The 1,122-nt window shown below is 57.3% G+C and carries 1 rRNA gene; it reads left to right on the top strand.

Going from position 1 to position 1,122, the window contains the following annotated elements:
- A 23S ribosomal RNA gene (locus LI94_RS21250) occupies window positions 1-1,122 on the top strand; the annotation flags it as partial.

Below are 1,122 nucleotides of genomic sequence, written 5' to 3'. Positions count from 1 at the left end.
TTTCCCGAGTAGCAGCGGGCCCGTGGAATCTGCTGTGAATCTGCCGGGACCACCCGGTAAGCCTGAATACTACTCGATGACCGATAGCGGATTAGTACCGTGAGGGAATGGTGAAAAGTACCCCGGGAGGGGAGTGAAATAGTACCTGAAACCATGTGCCTACAATCCGTCAGAGCCCTCCCTTGTGGTGGGGTGATGGCGTGCCTTTTGAAGAATGAGCCTGCGAGTCACCGGCACGTCGCGAGGTTAACCCGTGTGGGGTAGCCGCAGCGAAAGCGAGTCTGAATAGGGCGTATCGCATCCGTTGGGGTGTGTGTAGTGGCGTGTTGTGGACCCGAAGCGGAGTGATCTACCCATGGCCAGGGTGAAGCGCGGGTAAGACCGCGTGGAGGCCCGAACCCACTTAGGTTGAAGACTGAGGGGATGAGTTGTGGGTAGGGGTGAAAGGCCAATCAAACTCCGTGATAGCTGGTTCTCCCCGAAATGCATTTAGGTGCAGCGTTGCGTGTTTCTCACTGGAGGTAGAGCTACTGGATGGCCGATGGGCCCTACTAGGTTACTGACGTCAGCCAAACTCCGAATGCCGGTGAGTGTAAGCGTGGCAGTGAGACGGCGGGGGATAAGCTCCGTGCGTCGAGAGGGAAACAGCCCAGATCGCCGGCTAAGGCCCCAAAGCGTGTGCTAAGTGGAAAAGGATGTGCAGTCGCTTAGACAACCAGGAGGTTGGCTTAGAAGCAGCCACCCTTGAAAGAGTGCGTAATAGCTCACTGGTCAAGTGATTGTGCGCCGATAATGTAGCGGGGCTCAAGCACACCGCCGAAGCCGCGGCAATACGTAAGTATTGGGTAGGGGAGCGTCCTGCATCCGGTGAAGCCACAGAGTGATCTAGTGGTGGAGGGTGTGGGAGTGAGAATGCAGGCATGAGTAGCGATGAGGCAAGTGAGAACCTTGCCCGCCGAAAGACCAAGGGTTCCTGGGCCAGGCCAGTCCTCCCAGGGTGAGTCGGGACCTAAGGCGAGGCCGACAGGCGTAGTCGATGGACAACGGGTTGATATTCCCGTACCCGTGTGTGCGCGCCCATGATGAATCAGTGGTACTAACCACCCAAAAGGTGGTCGATCA

This window comes from Mycobacterium sp. UM_Kg27 (assembly GCF_000972905.1).
Classification (GTDB): Bacteria; Actinomycetota; Actinomycetes; order Mycobacteriales; family Mycobacteriaceae; genus Mycobacterium.
Note: the sequence above shows the minus strand (reverse complement) of the source record. Positions and strands in the feature narration are given on the sequence as shown.